This window comes from Kitasatospora sp. NPDC015120 (assembly GCF_043080305.1).
Taxonomy (GTDB): domain Bacteria; phylum Actinomycetota; class Actinomycetes; order Streptomycetales; family Streptomycetaceae; genus Kitasatospora.
In genome coordinates this window covers 324,002-338,035 of record NZ_JBIBVJ010000005.1, presented here as the reverse complement: position 1 = coordinate 338,035, position 14,034 = coordinate 324,002, and the positions used below count along the sequence as shown (strand labels likewise).

The window sequence follows — 14,034 nt, the reverse complement described above, 5'->3', positions numbered from 1 at the left end:
GCGGTCGGCTACCGCCGACGCTAGCCCGCGCCACCGCCCCACGGGGGCCCGGCCTGCGGCACACTTTCGAGTGACACCCACTTCGATCCCCCGCCGGTGTCGGTCCGGATGCCTACCGTGTGGCTCGGCACGGACCCACAGGAGGGAGAAGGGCCATGGTCGCCATGCCGGCTGTCGAGCACCCGCTGGACCAGGACGACGTCCTCCAGGCATTTCTGGCGCTGGACACACCACCGGGCTTCAAAGCCGAACTCGTCGAAGGGGAGATCGCCGTGACGCCGCCGCCGGACGGAGCACACGAGACGGCGTTCTCGCTGCTTGCCAGGCAGTTCTACCGCAAGGCCGCGATCGACCTGGATCTCTCCCCCAACAAGGGACTGATCACGCCGAAGGGCCGATACATCCCAGACGGCACCGTGAGTCCTGTCGAGCACTTCATCGACGCGGATTCATGGGCTCCGGCAACGGGAGTCCTGCTGGTGTTCGAGGTGACGTCCACCAACCCCCACAAGGACCGCGGACCCAAGCGCCACGGCTACGCCGCCGCCGGCATCCCCTGCTACCTGCTGGTCGACCGCGGCGATCGCAAGGTCGTCCTGTTCACCAGCCCCGAGGGCGAGGACTACACCGTCCACACCCAGGTCGAGTTCGGCAAGCCGGTCGACCTGCCCGCGCCGTTCTCGTTCACGCTCGACACGGCGCCCCTGCGGTAGGACGCGGCCACCGCAGAGGCACCGGCCGGCCTACTCGACGGTGACCGACTTCGCCAGGTTGCGGGGCTGGTCGACCTCGTGGCCCTTGGCCGTGGCGAGCTCGCAGGCGAAGACCTGCAGCGGCACGGTGGAGACCAGCGGCTGCAGCAGGGTCGGCGTGACCGGGATGCGGATCAGGTGGTCGGCGTACGGGACGACCGCCTCGTCGCCCTCCTCCGCGATCACGATGGTCCGCGCACCGCGGGCCCGGATCTCCTGGATGTTGGAGACGATCTTGTCATGCAGGATCGAACGGCCGCGCGGCGACGGCACGACGACCACGACCGGCAGCCCCTCCTCGATCAGCGCGATGGGCCCATGCTTCAGCTCGCCGGCCGCGAAGCCCTCGGCGTGCATGTAGGCGAGCTCCTTGAGCTTGAGCGCGCCCTCCAGGGCCACCGGGAAGCCGACGTGCCGGCCCAGGAACAGCACCGAGCGCGCGTCCGCCAGGGAGCGGGCCAGCTCGCGCACCGGCTCCATGGTCTCCAGCACCTGCTCGACCTGCTTCGGCGCGTCGCCGAGCTCCTTGATGACGGCGAGGATCTCGTCGCCCCACTTGGTGCCGCGCACCTGGCCCAGGTACAGCGCCACCAGGTAGCAGGCGACCAGCTGGGTGAGGAACGCCTTCGTGGAGGCGACGGCCACCTCGGGGCCGGCGTGGGTGTACAGCACCGCGTCCGACTCGCGCGGGATGGTCGAGCCGTTGGTGTTGCAGATCGCCAGCACCTTGGCGCCCTGCTCGCGCGCGTGCCGCAGCGCCATCAGGGTGTCCATGGTCTCGCCCGACTGCGAGATGGCGATGACCAGCGTGCCCGGCCCCATGATCGGGTCGCGGTAGCGGAACTCCGAGGCGACCTCCACCTCGCACGGGATCCGGGTCCAGTGCTCGATCGCGTACTTGGCGATCATGCCCGCGTGGAAGGCGGTGCCGCAGGCCACGATGACGACCTTGTCGACCGAACGCAGGTCGGCGTCGGACATCCGCAGCTCGTCGAGGGTGAGCCGGCCGTCGGTGCCGATCCGGCCGAGCAGGGTGTCGGCGACCGCCTTCGGCTGCTCGGCGATCTCCTTGAGCATGAAGTAGTCGTAGCCGCCCTTCTCGGCGGCCGAGGCGTCCCAGTCGACGTGGTACTCGCGCACGTCGGCGGGGGTGCCGTCGAAGTTGGTCACCGTCACGCCGTCCCGGCGCAGCTCGACGACCTGGTCCTGGCCCAGCTCGACCGCCTCGCGGGTGTGCGCGATGAACGCGGCGACGTCGGAGGCGAGGAAGTTCTCGCCCTCGCCGCGCCCGACCACCAGCGGCGAGTTGCGCCGGGCGCCGACCACCACGTCCGGGGCGTCGGCGTGCACCGCGACCAGGGTGAAGGCGCCCTCCAGCCGGCGGCAGACCGCCCGCATGGCCTCCGCCAGGTCGCCCCGGTACTCCTCGCCGAGCAGGTGCGCGACGACCTCGGTGTCGGTCTCCGAGCGCAGCGTGTGGCCGCGCTCGGCCAGCTCGGCACGGAGCTGGGCGAAGTTCTCGATGATGCCGTTGTGGACGACCGCGACCCGGGCGGCGTCGTCCAGATGGGGGTGGGCGTTGGCGTCCGTCGGACCGCCGTGGGTGGCCCAGCGGGTGTGGCCGATGCCGGTGGTGCCGCCGGGAAGAGGGGTCTCGGCGAGCGACTTCTCCAGGTTCGCGAGCTTGCCGGCCCGCTTGTCGGTGGCGAGGCTCCACTGCCCGTCGGAGCCCTGCACCTGCACCGCGACACCGGCCGAGTCGTAACCCCGGTACTCCAGTCGCTGCAGGCCTGCGATTACTACGTCAAGGGCGGGCTGGGAGCCCACGTATCCAACAATTCCGCACATGCGTGCCAGCATAAGGGCGCCCCGTGCGCCCCTTTCGCACGGTTCGCCCGCGGGCCGTGACCGACACCACAACCGCCCCGAACGGCGCTACGGCCCACAATGGAGCATGTGCTGACCGAACTCTGTACGCGAGGCGACACCACGCCCGGCCCTTCGCCGTCCCCCTACGTGGACCTCAGCCGGGCCGAGTGGAGCGCGCTGCGCGAGCGTACGCCGCTGCCGCTGACCGCCGAGGAGGTGGAGCGGCTGCGCGGTCTCGGCACCGCCCTCGACCTCGACGAGGTCCGGGACGTCTACCTGCCGCTGTCGCGGCTGCTGAACCTCTACATCCACGCCACGCACGAACTGCGCGGCGCCCTGGGCACCTTCCTGGACACCCCGGACACCGAACGCACCCGCACGCCGTTCATCATCGGCGTGGCCGGCTCGGTCGCGGTCGGCAAGTCCACCACCGCCCGCCTGCTGCAGGCCCTGCTGGCCCGCTGGCCGGAACACCCCCGGGTCGAGCTGGTCACCACCGACGGCTTCCTGCTGCCCAACGCCGAGCTGCGCCGGCGCGGCCTGATGGCCCGCAAGGGCTTCCCCGAGTCCTACGACCGCCGGGCGCTGATGCGCTTCGTCGCGGACGTGAAGGCCGGCAAGGAGCGGGTCACCGCGCCGGTCTACTCCCACCTGGTGTACGACATCGTGCCGGACCGCCGGCTCACCGTGGAGCGCCCGGACATCCTCATCGTCGAGGGCCTGAACGTGCTCCAGCCGGCCCTGCCCGGCACCGACGGCCGCACCCGCCTCGCGGTGGCCGACTACTTCGACTTCTCCATCTACGTCGACGCCCGCACCGACGACATCGAGAGCTGGTACCTGGACCGGTTCCGCAAGCTGCGGCAGACCGCCTTCCAGGACCCGAACTCCTACTTCCGCCGCTTCACCGAGGTGCCGGAGGAGGAGGCGATGGAGTACGGCCGCCAGGTCTGGCGCACCATCAACCGGCCCAACCTGCTGGAGAACGTGCTGCCGACCCGCGGCCGGGCCACCCTGATCCTGCAGAAGGGCGCGGACCACAAGGTCCGCCGCGCGCTGCTGCGCAAGCTCTGAGCGGACGACGGCCGGGCCCCCGCCGCGCGCGTGCGCGACGGGGGCCCGGCCGTTGCGGGACCGCTCAGCCCAGGTGGGTGCGGACCGCGGTGGCCAGCGTCTGCGCGACGGACTGCGCCTGCACCTCGTCGGACGCCTCGACCATCACCCGGACGAGCGGCTCGGTGCCCGAGGGGCGCAGCAGGACCCGGCCGGTGGCGCCCAGCTCGGCCTCGGCCGCGGAGACCGCGGCGGACAGCTCCACGCAGGTCGCGACGCGGGCCTTGTCGACGCCCTTGACGTTGATCAGCACCTGCGGCAGCCGGGTCATCACGGCGGCCAGGTCGGCCAGCGGCTGCTTGGTCGCCGCCAGCCGGGCGCCCAGCATCAGGCCGGTCAGCGTGCCGTCGCCGGTGGTCGCGTGGTCCAGCAGGATGACGTGGCCGGACTGCTCGCCGCCCAGCGCGAAGCCGTGCTCCTTCATCGCCTCCAGCACGTACCGGTCGCCGACGGCGGTCTCCACGAGGTCGATGCCCTCGCGCTCCATGGCCAGCTTGAAGCCCAGGTTGGACATCACGGTGGCGACCGCGGTGTTGCGGCGCAGCGTGCCGGCCTCCTTCATGGCGACGGCCAGGATCGCGATGATCTGGTCGCCGTCGACCTCGTTGCCGTCCGCGTCGGCGGCCAGGCAGCGGTCGGCGTCGCCGTCCAGCGCGATGCCGAGGTCGGCCGCGTGCTCGCGCATGGCGGAACGCAGCCGGTCCAGGTGGGTGGAGCCGACGCCGTCGTTGATGTTGAGGCCGGTGGGCTCGGCACCCAGCGTGTGCACGACCTCGGCGCCGGCCCGGGCGAAGGCCTCGGGGGCGACGTACGCGGCCGCGCCGTGCGCACCGTCGATGACGACCCGGATGCCGTCCAGGCGGTTGGGCAGCACGCCGATGAGGTGGGCGACGTACTTGTCGAAGCCCTCGGTGTACTCGCGGACCCGGCCGACGGCCGCGCCGGTCGGACGGTTCCACTCCTCGCCGCCCGCCGCGTGCTTGCGGTAGTGGGCCTCGATGGCGTCCTCGATCCGGTCGTCCAGCTTGTGGCCGCCGCGGGCGAGGAACTTGATGCCGTTGTCCGGCATGGCGTTGTGGCTGGCGGAGAGCATCACGCCGAAGTCGGCGCCGAGCGCGCCGGTGAGGTACGCCACCGCCGGGGTGGGCAGCACACCGACCCGCAGGACGTCGACACCCGCGCTGGCCAGGCCGGCGATGACCGCGGCCTCCAGGAACTCGCCCGAGGCGCGCGGATCGCGGCCGACCACCGCGACCGGCCGGTGGCCGTCGAAGGCCCCCGCCTCACCGAGCACGTGCGCCGCCGCGACGGACAGGCCGAGCGCCAGCTCCGCCGTCAGTCCCTCGTTGGCCACACCGCGTACGCCGTCCGTACCGAAGAGTCGTCCCACTGTCCCGTCCTCCATCGCCGCAATGCCTTGCAGTGAATCCGATCGAATCCCCGGGCTCCGCACAATGGCCGGGGAACACGACGCCCCGGAGTACACGGGGTACTCCGGGGCGTGTAGAGCGCATCCAGGGGCGTGCACCACCAGGGCGGTACGCACCCCCGGGGGCGCAATTAGCGCTTGCTGTACTGCGGCGCCTTGCGGGCCTTCTTCAGACCGGCCTTCTTGCGCTCGACGGCGCGGGCGTCACGGGTCAGGAAGCCGGCCTTCTTGAGGGCGCCGCGGTTGTTGTCCACGTCGGCCTCGTTCAGGGCACGGGCCACGCCGAGGCGCAGCGCGTAGGCCTGGCCGGACACGCCGCCGCCGGTGATGCGGGCGACGACGTCGTAACGGCCGTCCAGCTCCAGGAGCTTGAAGGGCTCGTTCACGGTCTGCTGGTGCACCTTGTTGGGGAAGTAGTTCTCCAGGGTGCGACCGTTGATCTTCCACTGCCCGGTGCCCGGGACGATGCGCACGCGGGCGATCGCCTCCTTGCGACGGCCGAGGCCGGCGCCGGGGACGGCCTCGCCGAAGCGGCCGGCCAGGGACTCGGAGGTGTAGCTCTCCTCGGAGGTGTACTCGCCCTCGACGACGGTCTCGTCGAAGTCGACCTCAAGGGTTTCGGTGGTCTCGGCCACGGTGTTCCTCAGCTCTTTTCAGTGATGGGGGGCTTGGTGGCCGGAATTACTGCGCGACCTGGGTGATCTCGAACGGCACCGGCTGCTGGGCAGCGTGCGGGTGCTGGTCGCCCGAGTAGACCTTCAGCTTCGAGAGCATCTGGCGGCCCAGGCTGTTCTTGGGGATCATGCCCTTGATGGCCTTCTCGACGGCCTTCTCCGGGTTGTTGGCCAGGAGGTCGTCGTAGCGGACCGAGCGGAGGCCGCCCGGGAAACCGCTGTGGCGGTACGCCAGCTTCTGGGTCTTCTTGTTACCCGACAGGTGCACCTTGTCCGCGTTGATGATGATGACGAAGTCACCGGTGTCAACGTGCGGCGCGTAGATCGCCTTGTGCTTGCCCCGGAGGAGGTTGGCGGCCTGGGAGGCCAGGCGGCCGAGCACGACGTCGGTCGCGTCGATGACGTGCCACTGACGCTGGACGTCGCCGGGCTTGGGGCTGTACGTACGCACGGTCGTAGCCTTCGCTTTTCAGTGAGTGAGTCCTGACAGGAGCACCTGGAGGAGGGATCAGCCTGGCCGCCTTGGACGCAATTCAAGGGGGAGCCGCTGGTCGTCGACCCGATGTCTCCGGCGTACCGACCTCTCACGTGAGATAGAGCGAGCCAATACGCACATCAAGCGCCCAGGTTACCGGGAGGCGAGGGGAGGGTCAAAATTCCTCAGCGATCCCGCTCGACCCGGGTCACGTCCCAGACCGGCTCGGCCGACTCGTAGACCCGCCCGTCGGCCCCGAACACCAGGAACCGGTCGAAGGTCTTCGCGAACCAGCGGTCGTGGGTGACGCACATCACCGTGCCGTCGAAGGCCTCCAGACCGGCCTGCAGCGCCTCGGCGCTCTCCAGGTCGAGGTTGTCGGTCGGCTCGTCGAGCAGCAGCGCGGTGACGCCGGACAGCTCCAGCTTGAGGATCATCAGCCGGGCCTGCTGGCCGCCGGAGAGCGACTCGAACTTCTGCTCCTCCTGCCGGTCCAGCTCGTAGCGGCGCAGCGCGCCCATCGCGGCGCCGCGGCTGAGCGCGTGCTCCTCCTCGACGATCGAGCGGACGGTGCGGCCGAGCAGCTCGGGGTGGGCGTGGGTCTGCCGGAAGTGGCCGGGCACCACGCGGGCGCCGAGCTTCCACGTGCCGGTGTGCGCGACCGTCCGGTCGCCGGAGAGCAGCCGCAGCAGGTGCGACTTGCCGGCGCCGTTGGCACCGAGCACACCGATCCGCTCGCCGTAGAAGACCTCCAGGTCGAAGGGCTGCATCAGGCCGGTGAGCTCCAGCCGCTCCATGGTGAAGGCGCGCACGCCGGTGCGCCCGCCCTTGAGCCGCATGGTGATGTTCTGCTCGCGCGGCGGCGCCTCCGGCGGGCCGGCGTCCTCGAACTTCTTGAGCCTGGTCTGCGCGGCCGCGTACCGGGAGGCCATCTCGTGGCTGACCGCGGCGGCCTGGCGCAGGGTGACCACCAGCTTCTTGAGCTTGGCGTGCTCCTCGTCCCAGCGGCGGCGCAGCTCCTCGAACCGCTCGAAGCGGGCCTTGCGGGCCTCGTGGAAGGTGTCGAAGCCGCCGCCGTGCACCCAGACGCTGGAGCCGGCCGCGCCGGACTCGACGCTGATGATCTTCTCGGCGGTGCGGGAGAGCAGCTCGCGGTCGTGCGAGATGAACAGCACCGTCTTCGAGGTGGCCTTGATGGCCTCCTCCAGCCACCGCTTGCCCGGGACGTCCAGGTAGTTGTCCGGCTCGTCGAGGAGCAGCACCTCCTCGGGGCCGCGCAGCAGCGCCTCCAGGACGAGCCGCTTCTGCTCGCCGCCGGAGAGCGTGTTCAGACCGCGCCACTGCGCCTTGTCGAAGGGCACGCCGAGGGCGGCCATGGTGCAGACGTCCCAGTCGGTCTCGTAGTCGTAGCCGCCGACGTCGGCCCAGTCGGAGAGCGCCTGGGCGTAGGCCATCTGGGTCTTCTCGTCGTCCTGGGCGATCATCGCCAGCTCGGCGGCGTCGACCGCGCGCGCCGCCGTGGCGATCCGCTCGGGAGCGACCGAGACCAGCAGGTCACGGACGGAGGCGTCGGCGGGCAGCGGACCGGGGCCGGACTGCTCGTCGCCGGGCCGGCGCTGCTCCTCGCGGCCGGTGGTGCCGACGAACTGGCGCATCACGCCGAGCCCGCCGCTGATCGTCACCGAGCCGCCGTGCGGCTGGAGGTCGCCCGCGATCATGCGCAGCAGCGTGGTCTTCCCGGCGCCGTTGGCCCCGACCAGCGCGACCGCCGCGCCCTCCCCCACCCGGAAGGAAGCATCGTCGAACAGCACCCGCCCGTCCGGCAGGTAGTACTCCAGGTGCGAAATCTCGACGTGTCCCATGGAGCCGATTGTCCCAAGGCGCCGCCCCGGACCAAAACCGATTAATCGCCGGCCGGCTCCAGGGCGCCGGCCGGCGCGGCGGCGCCCGGCAGGGTGCGCATCCGCCGGGCGGCCCGGCTGCGCTCGGCGAGCTGGTCGTCCGCCGGGTAGCCGACCTCCTCCAGGGTCAGCCCGTACGGCCGGATCACGTTGACGGCGGAGTTGCGCACGCCGCCGGCCAGCACCTCGCCGGGGAACTCCACCGGCCGGTGCCCGTCGCCGACCAGCAGCATCGCGCCGACCAGCGCCCGCACCATGTTGTGGCAGAAGGCGTCGGCCCGGACGGTGGCGACCGCGAGCGAGCCCTCCTGGGCGGCGTAGGCGTCCACCGGCACCCGGTCCCAGCGCAGCTCCAGCAGGGTGCGGATGGTGGTCGCGCCCTCGCGCTTCTTGCAGTACGCGGCGAAGTCGTGCTCGCCGAGCAGCAGCCGCGCGGCGGCGTTCATCCTCTCCAGGTCCAGCGGCCGGTCGTGCCAGAGCACGTGGCCGCGCAGCAGCGGGTCGACGCCGCCGGGGTGGTCGGCGACCCGGTAGGCGTACCGGCGCCAGACGGCCGAGAAGCGGGCGTCGAAGCCGGCCGGGGCCTCGGCCGCCCGGTAGATCCGGACGTCGCCGGGCAGCCGCCCGGCCAGCCGGCGGAGCAGCTTCTCGCCGTGCTGGGCCCACAGGGCGTCCGGCAGGTCGACGTGGGCGACCTGGCCGCGGGCGTGCACCCCCGCGTCGGTGCGCCCGGCCACGGTGAGCGGGAAGAGTTCGGAGCTGCGGGTGACGACCTGCAGGGCGGTCTCGATCTCCTCCTGGACCGTGCGGCGCCCGCCCTTCTGCCGGGCCCAGCCGGAGAACTCGGCGCCGTGGTAGGCGAGGTCGAGCCGGATCCGGACGTACCCGTCGGCCGGGCCGTCCTTGACCGGCGGCCGCTCGGCGCAATCGTTGACCACTGCTCTTCACTCCCTGGAGATGAGGAACGGGCCCGCTCCCCCACGGATGGGGAAGCGGGCCCGCGAACACCTACTGGTGTCAGGCCTGCTCGGCGGCCTCGGCCTCGTCGGCCTTGGTCTCGGTGGCCTCGGCCTTGGCGTCGGCCTCCTTGACGGCACGCTTGGTGGCGGCCTCGGCCTCGCCGACGGCGGTCTGCGCGACGGTCAGCGCCTCGACCAGCTCGATCACGGCCATCGGGGCGTTGTCGCCACGACGGGGACCGATCTTGGTGATGCGGGTGTAGCCACCCGGGCGGTTCTCGTAGCGCGGCGCGATCTCGGTGAAGAGGGTGTGCAGCACCGAGACGTCGGTGATGGTCTTGCGCACCAGGCGACGGTTGTGGATGTCGCCCTTCTTCGCCTTGGTGATCAGCTTCTCCGCCAGCGGGCGCAGGCGGCGGGCCTTGGCCTCGGTGGTGGTGATGCGGCCGTACTGGAACAGCTCACGGGCCAGACCGGCGAGCAGCAGGGGCTCGTGGTGCGGGCCGCCGCCGAGGCGGGCACCCTTGGTGGGACGCGGCATGGAATTACTCCTCGAATCTCCGACTGCGGCCGTACCAGGTACCGCAGCGGGCGTACGGGCACGGTGCCCGCACGGCTTTCACGACGACGGGGGCGGTTCCGGGGAACCGCCCCCGTGGTCAAGTCTCTCAGTACTGCTCGGTCTCCGCGTAACCCGCGTCGTCCAGGTCGTCGGCGCCGAAGGCGTCGGCGGCGGCGGTCGGGTCGAACCCGGGCGGGCTGTCCTTGAGGGCCAGGCCCATGCCGGCCAGCTTCGCCTTGACCTCGTCGATCGACTTCGCACCAAAGTTGCGGATGTCGAGCAGGTCGGCCTCGGAGCGGGCGACGAGCTCACCCACGGTGTGGATGCCCTCGCGCTTGAGGCAGTTGTAGGAGCGGACGGTGAGCTCCAGCTCCTCGATCGGCAGCGCCAGGTCGGCGGCCAGGGCGGCGTCCGTCGGGGACGGGCCCATGTCGATGCCCTCGGCGTCGATGTTCAGCTCGCGGGCGAGGCCGAACAGCTCCACCAGGGTCTTGCCGGCCGAGGCCATGGCGTCGCGCGGACGCATGGCGGGCTTGGTCTCGACGTCGACGATCAGCTTGTCGAAGTCGGTCCGCTGCTCGACACGGGTGGCCTCGACCTTGTAGGTGACCTTCAGCACGGGGCTGTAGATCGAGTCGACCGGGATGCGGCCGATCTCCTGGCCGGAGGCCTTGTTCTGGACGGCGGAGACGTAGCCGCGACCGCGCTCGACGGTCAGCTCCATCTCCAGCTTGCCCTTGCCGTTCAGGGTGGCGAGGACGAGCTCGGGGTTGTGCACCTCGACACCGGCCGGCGGCGCGATGTCGGCGGCGGTGACCACACCCGGGCCCTGCTTGCGCAGGTACATCACGACCGGCTCGTCGTGCTCCGAGGAGACGACCAGCTGCTTGATGTTGAGGATGAGGTCGGTGACGTCCTCCTTGACGCCCGGCACGGTGGTGAACTCGTGCAGGACGCCGTCGATGCGGATGCTGGTGACAGCGGCACCCGGGATCGACGACAGGAGCGTGCGGCGCAGGGAGTTGCCGAGGGTGTAGCCGAAGCCCGGCTCCAGCGGCTCGATCACGAACCGCGAGCGGAACTCGTCGACGACCTCTTCGGTCAGCGAGGGACGCTGAGCGATAAGCATGGGGAAGAATCCTCCGGTTGTCTTCGGCACCCACTATTTGATGCCGACAGGACCAAGCGTACGGGCTCCCGCGAGAAACGGGAGCCCGTACGAGGTGTGAAGCAAGACCCGCGTGCCCGAAGGCGCTGCGTCAGACGCGGCGGCGCTTCGGCGGACGGCAGCCGTTGTGCGGGGTGGGGGTGACGTCCTGGATCGAGCCGACCTCAAGGCCGGTGGCCTGGAGCGAACGGATCGCGGTCTCGCGGCCGGAGCCCGGACCCTTCACGAAGACGTCGACCTTGCGCATGCCGTGCTCCTGCGCGCGACGGGCAGCGGCCTCGGCGGCCATCTGCGCGGCGAACGGGGTGGACTTGCGCGAGCCCTTGAAGCCGACGTGGCCGGCGGAGGCCCAGGAGATCACGTTGCCCGACGGGTCGGTGATCGAAACGATGGTGTTGTTGAACGTGCTCTTGATGTGCGCGTGGCCGTGAGCGACGTTCTTCTTTTCCTTGCGGCGGATCTTCTTCGCGCCGGCAGCCTGACGACCCTTGGGGGGCATAAGTCTGTTCTCCTACTGAGGTGGTCGGTCCGCTGACCCGCGGGCCGGAGGGATGTCCGGTGACGGGACGGACTACTTCTTGCCCGGCTTCTTCTTGCCGGCGATCGCGCGACGCGGGCCCTTGCGGGTACGCGCGTTGGTGTGGGTGCGCTGACCGCGGACCGGCAGGCCGCGGCGGTGACGCAGACCCTCGTAGCAGCCGATCTCGACCTTGCGGCGGATGTCGGCGGCCACCTCGCGGCGGAGGTCACCCTCGACCGTGAAGTTGGCGTCGATGTACTGGCTCAGCTTGACCAGGTCTTCCTCGGCGATGTCGCGAACGCGGACATCCGGGTTGACGCCGGTCTCGGCGAGGGTCTGCTGGGCGCGGGTACGGCCGATGCCGTACACGTAGGTGAGGGCGATCTCGATCCGCTTCTCACGGGGGAGATCAACGCCGGCGAGGCGTGCCATTCAAGGCTCCTGTGGTTCTTCAGAGGTCTGGCGTGCCACCTACTCCGACACCTCACGGTGAGGGAGCCCCGGCCTCTGACCGGGGGCGGCAGTCCGTCCCTGGGACGGATCGGGTGGCCCGCTTATGACGTTTTCGCGTCGCGCGAAGTACTACGAGAAATGCTGGGGAGAGATCAGCCCTGGCGCTGCTTGTGGCGCAGGTTGTCGCAGATCACCATGACCCGGCCGTGACGGCGGATCACCTTGCACTTGTCGCAGATCTTCTTGACGCTCGGCTTGACCTTCATGGTTCAGGTTCTCCGGGTCTAGATCTGACGTTCTTACTTGTAGCGGTAGACGATCCGGCCGCGCGTGAGGTCGTAGGGGCTGAGCTCCACCACGACCCGGTCGTCCGGCAGGATGCGGATGTAGTGCATGCGCATCTTGCCACTGATGTGCGCGAGGACCTTGTGACCGTTCTGCAGCTCGACCTTGAACATCGCGTTCGGAAGAGACTCGATCACGGTGCCCTCGATCTCAATGGCGCCTTGCTTCTTAGCCATGAACTGCGAGATCCACCTTCCGGGACCGGCTACCGTATGCGGAACGCTCGTGCGAACCTGGGTCCACCCCGACCCCGGCAAGGGGGAAGAGGGCGTGCTGGAGCACGCTACGAGTGAGCCGACGGTCCATCCTACGCCAGGGCGCAGGATGGACCAAAACGGGGGTACCCGATCAGCGGGCGGCCGCCGGGGCGAGCGGCTCGACGTGGGCGGTGCAGGCCGAGCAGCGGCGGGCGGCCTCGGGGATCTCGGTCAGGCACTCGGGGCAGGGGCGCTTCGGGGTCTTCGGCTTCTTCGGCATGTAGCGGGCGGTGGCCTTGGTCACCGGCAGCACGACACAGAAGTAGAGCACGGCCGCGGTCATCAGGAACGCGATCAGCACGTTGAGGAACTGCCCGTACGGGAAGGTCACGCCGGCGATCGTCGCCTTGTAGGAGCCGAAGTCGCCCGCGGCGCCGACCACCACACCCACCAGCGGGGTGAGGAAGGCGGAGACGAAGCCGGTGACCACCGCGGTGAACGCGGCACCGATCACCACACCGACCGCCATGTCGACGACGTTGCCGCGCATCATGAAGTCGCGGAATCCCTTGAGCACTGCTCTCTCCTGCCGATCGAAGCCACTACCGGCGCATAAAAATAGGACAAAAGCCCTGGAAGTCCAAACCTCCAGGGCTCTGATCCCTTGTCAGCAACGGAAGTTGGCTGCTCCGGGGGGTTCCGCGGAACCTACGCCAGCGGGTCCGGCGCGGCCGTCACACCCAGCTTGGCCAGCATCTCCCGGCCGCCGTCGAAGGCGGTCAGCACGACCGGGCCCTGCTCGGTGACGGCCACCGAGTGCTCCCAGTGCGAGGCCCAGGTGCCGTCGTTGGTCACGACGGTCCAGTCGTCCTCCAGCACGGTGGTGTGCGGGGTGCCGAGCGAGACCATGGGCTCGATCGCCAGCACGGTGCCGGGGATCAGCTTCGGGCCCTTGCCGCGGCCGCGCTCGACGTAGTTCAGCACGTGCGGCTCCATGTGCATCGCGGTGCCGATGCCGTGGCCGCCGTAGCCCTCGGTGATGCCCCACTTGCCCTTGGGCGGCAGCGGCTGGCGGCGGATGAAGCCCTCGATCGCCTTGGAGACGTCGACCAGGCGGTTGCCCTTCTTCATCTGGGCGATGCCGGCCCACATCGAGCCCTCGGTGACCCGGCTCAGCATCTCCACCTCGGGGGCGACCTCGCCGACCGCGACGGTGATCGCCGCGTCGCCGTGCCAGCCGTCCAGGATCGCGCCGCAGTCGATCGAGATGAGGTCGCCCTCCTGCAGCACCCGCTCCCCGGGGATGCCGTGCACGACCTCGTTGTTCACCGAGGCGCAGATCACGCCCGGGAACCAGAGGCCGCCGTGGTGGGCCCGGAAGTTCGAGGTGGCGCCGTGGTCGGTGATGACCTTGTCGGCGATGTCGTTGAGCTCCTGGGTGGTGATTCCCGGGGCGACCGCCTCACGGCACGCCTTGAGCGCCTCGGCGACGACCAGCCCGGCCGCTCGCATCTTCGCGATCTGCTCGGGGGTCTTGATCTCCACCATCTGGTCACGCCTTCCTTGGGTTCCCGCCCGGTCCTTGCCGCGCGGCCGTGCACTCGTTCCACCGTACGA

Annotated in this window: 16 protein-coding genes; 2 read left to right on the top strand and 14 right to left on the bottom strand. The window is 70.3% G+C overall.

What is annotated here, in order from left to right; translation table 11 throughout:
* Positions 1-164: 164 nt before the first annotated feature.
* A complete protein-coding gene (locus ACF1AK_RS15765) occupies positions 165-713 on the top strand; it encodes a Uma2 family endonuclease (RefSeq protein ID WP_391499461.1) in 549 nt (182 codons plus the stop codon).
* A gap of 30 nt (positions 714-743) precedes the next feature.
* On the opposite strand, the gene glmS is transcribed toward ACF1AK_RS15765, so the two are convergent.
* Positions 744-2,600: a glutamine--fructose-6-phosphate transaminase (isomerizing) gene (gene glmS / locus ACF1AK_RS15760; RefSeq protein WP_391499321.1), complete on the bottom strand. Its 1,857-nt coding sequence runs from the start codon at positions 2,598-2,600 to the stop codon at positions 744-746.
* 99 nt (positions 2,601-2,699) lie between these two features.
* Between glmS and coaA the strand changes: the two genes are divergently transcribed.
* The gene (gene coaA, locus ACF1AK_RS15755) at positions 2,700-3,695 is read left to right on the top strand and encodes a type I pantothenate kinase (protein WP_380292260.1); all 996 of its coding nucleotides are present in this window, start codon (positions 2,700-2,702) and stop codon (positions 3,693-3,695) included.
* A gap of 64 nt (positions 3,696-3,759) precedes the next feature.
* Here the strand turns inward: coaA and glmM are convergent, their stop codons facing one another.
* The 13 genes from glmM to map form a co-directional block, all read right to left on the bottom strand.
* The gene (gene glmM / locus ACF1AK_RS15750; protein WP_391499320.1) at positions 3,760-5,124 is read right to left on the bottom strand and encodes a phosphoglucosamine mutase; all 1,365 of its coding nucleotides are present in this window, start codon (positions 5,122-5,124) and stop codon (positions 3,760-3,762) included.
* Positions 5,125-5,294: 170 nt separating this feature from the next.
* A complete protein-coding gene (gene rpsI, locus ACF1AK_RS15745; RefSeq protein ID WP_030300426.1) occupies positions 5,295-5,798 on the bottom strand; it encodes a 30S ribosomal protein S9 in 504 nt (167 codons plus the stop codon).
* 46 nt (positions 5,799-5,844) lie between these two features.
* On the bottom strand, positions 5,845-6,288 hold the full coding sequence (gene rplM, locus ACF1AK_RS15740) for a 50S ribosomal protein L13 (protein WP_030055846.1): 444 nt from the start codon (positions 6,286-6,288) through the stop codon (positions 5,845-5,847).
* A 209-nt stretch (positions 6,289-6,497) separates the two neighbouring features.
* Positions 6,498-8,174, bottom strand: coding sequence for an ABC-F family ATP-binding cassette domain-containing protein (locus ACF1AK_RS15735; protein ID WP_391499319.1), 1,677 nt, complete (start codon positions 8,172-8,174; stop codon positions 6,498-6,500).
* A 41-nt stretch (positions 8,175-8,215) separates the two neighbouring features.
* Positions 8,216-9,151 (bottom strand): tRNA pseudouridine(38-40) synthase TruA, encoded by a 936-nt coding sequence (gene truA, locus ACF1AK_RS15730; RefSeq protein ID WP_391499318.1) that lies wholly within the window; start codon positions 9,149-9,151, stop codon positions 8,216-8,218.
* A 79-nt stretch (positions 9,152-9,230) separates the two neighbouring features.
* Positions 9,231-9,713 (bottom strand): 50S ribosomal protein L17, encoded by a 483-nt coding sequence (gene rplQ / locus ACF1AK_RS15725; RefSeq protein WP_387671551.1) that lies wholly within the window; start codon positions 9,711-9,713, stop codon positions 9,231-9,233.
* 127 nt (positions 9,714-9,840) lie between these two features.
* Positions 9,841-10,863, bottom strand: a complete 1,023-nt coding sequence (locus ACF1AK_RS15720; protein WP_030055844.1) for a DNA-directed RNA polymerase subunit alpha — start codon at positions 10,861-10,863, stop codon at positions 9,841-9,843.
* A 130-nt stretch (positions 10,864-10,993) separates the two neighbouring features.
* Positions 10,994-11,401: a 30S ribosomal protein S11 gene (gene rpsK / locus ACF1AK_RS15715; protein ID WP_014136257.1), complete on the bottom strand. Its 408-nt coding sequence runs from the start codon at positions 11,399-11,401 to the stop codon at positions 10,994-10,996.
* 72 nt (positions 11,402-11,473) lie between these two features.
* Positions 11,474-11,854, bottom strand: a complete 381-nt coding sequence (rpsM, locus tag ACF1AK_RS15710) for a 30S ribosomal protein S13 (protein WP_344338008.1) — start codon at positions 11,852-11,854, stop codon at positions 11,474-11,476.
* A gap of 173 nt (positions 11,855-12,027) precedes the next feature.
* Entirely contained in the window at positions 12,028-12,141 is a 114-nt protein-coding gene (gene rpmJ, locus ACF1AK_RS15705) for a 50S ribosomal protein L36 (protein WP_003956441.1), read from the bottom strand.
* Positions 12,142-12,174: 33 nt separating this feature from the next.
* Positions 12,175-12,396 carry a translation initiation factor IF-1 gene (infA, locus tag ACF1AK_RS15700; protein ID WP_003956442.1) on the bottom strand — a complete coding sequence of 74 codons (222 nt, stop codon included), beginning with the start codon at positions 12,394-12,396 and terminating at the stop codon, positions 12,175-12,177.
* 172 nt (positions 12,397-12,568) lie between these two features.
* Positions 12,569-12,994 carry a large conductance mechanosensitive channel protein MscL gene (gene mscL, locus ACF1AK_RS15695; protein WP_391499317.1) on the bottom strand — a complete coding sequence of 142 codons (426 nt, stop codon included), beginning with the start codon at positions 12,992-12,994 and terminating at the stop codon, positions 12,569-12,571.
* A 131-nt stretch (positions 12,995-13,125) separates the two neighbouring features.
* Positions 13,126-13,965, bottom strand: coding sequence for a type I methionyl aminopeptidase (gene map / locus ACF1AK_RS15690; RefSeq protein WP_380292249.1), 840 nt, complete (start codon positions 13,963-13,965; stop codon positions 13,126-13,128).
* Between the last annotated feature and the right edge of the window lie 69 nt (positions 13,966-14,034).

Bases quoted from the DNA above. Each gene is read 5' to 3' on its own strand.
- rplQ (WP_387671551.1), bottom strand. From the start codon at position 9,713: ATGCCGCGTCCCACCAAGGGTGCCCGCCTCGGCGGCGGCCCGCACCAC.
- map (WP_380292249.1), bottom strand. From the start codon at position 13,965: ATGGTGGAGATCAAGACCCCCGAGCAGATCGCGAAGATGCGAGCGGCC.
- ACF1AK_RS15735 (WP_391499319.1), bottom strand. From the start codon at position 8,174: ATGGGACACGTCGAGATTTCGCACCTGGAGTACTACCTGCCGGACGGG.
- ACF1AK_RS15720 (WP_030055844.1), bottom strand. From the start codon at position 10,863: ATGCTTATCGCTCAGCGTCCCTCGCTGACCGAAGAGGTCGTCGACGAG.
- infA (WP_003956442.1), bottom strand. From the start codon at position 12,396: ATGGCTAAGAAGCAAGGCGCCATTGAGATCGAGGGCACCGTGATCGAG.
- rpsM (WP_344338008.1), bottom strand. From the start codon at position 11,854: ATGGCACGCCTCGCCGGCGTTGATCTCCCCCGTGAGAAGCGGATCGAG.
- rpsK (WP_014136257.1), bottom strand. From the start codon at position 11,401: ATGCCCCCCAAGGGTCGTCAGGCTGCCGGCGCGAAGAAGATCCGCCGC.
- ACF1AK_RS15765 (WP_391499461.1), top strand. From the start codon at position 165: ATGCCGGCTGTCGAGCACCCGCTGGACCAGGACGACGTCCTCCAGGCA.
- rpmJ (WP_003956441.1), bottom strand. From the start codon at position 12,141: ATGAAGGTCAAGCCGAGCGTCAAGAAGATCTGCGACAAGTGCAAGGTG.
- coaA (WP_380292260.1), top strand. From the start codon at position 2,700: ATGGAGCATGTGCTGACCGAACTCTGTACGCGAGGCGACACCACGCCC.
- glmS (WP_391499321.1), bottom strand. From the start codon at position 2,600: ATGTGCGGAATTGTTGGATACGTGGGCTCCCAGCCCGCCCTTGACGTA.